Below are 392 nucleotides of genomic sequence, written 5' to 3'. Positions count from 1 at the left end.
CCATTGGGCTGATGAAGGTCGGCTGTATTGCTGCGAAAACGGCAGGGCGCCGCAGGCTTGTCAGCAATCTGGAAGCCGGGCTTCCGCCCGGCTTCCACGCTTACTCAAACAGATTTTTATGCAGCGCCTGCACCACCTGTTCGGCGTCGTTGCCCGGCACCAGGAAGCAGAGGTTATAGCTGCTTGCGCCATAGCAGATCAGGCGCAGGTTAAACGGCTCCAGCACGCCGAAGACCTCTTTGCCGACGCCGCAGGCTTTGGAAAGCTGATTGCCGATCAGCGCCACCAGCGCCAGATTCTCTTCTACCTCTACGCGGCACAGCGAAGAGAGCTCGGTCAGCAGCGCCTGAGTCAGCAGGCCATCGCTGTTGGAGGTGGAGCCAGTGGTATCC

At 60.2% G+C, this 392-nt stretch carries 1 protein-coding gene; it reads right to left on the bottom strand.

Going from position 1 to position 392, the window contains the following annotated elements:
• Nucleotides 1-100: 100 nt before the first annotated feature.
• A partial coding sequence (locus AC1DK4_RS40860) for an ACT domain-containing protein (protein ID WP_477132284.1) occupies nt 101-392 on the bottom strand: 292 nt, incomplete at its 5' end.

This window comes from Cupriavidus sp. 05N38, assembly GCF_056397345.1.
Note: the sequence above shows the minus strand (reverse complement) of the source record. Positions and strands in the feature narration are given on the sequence as shown.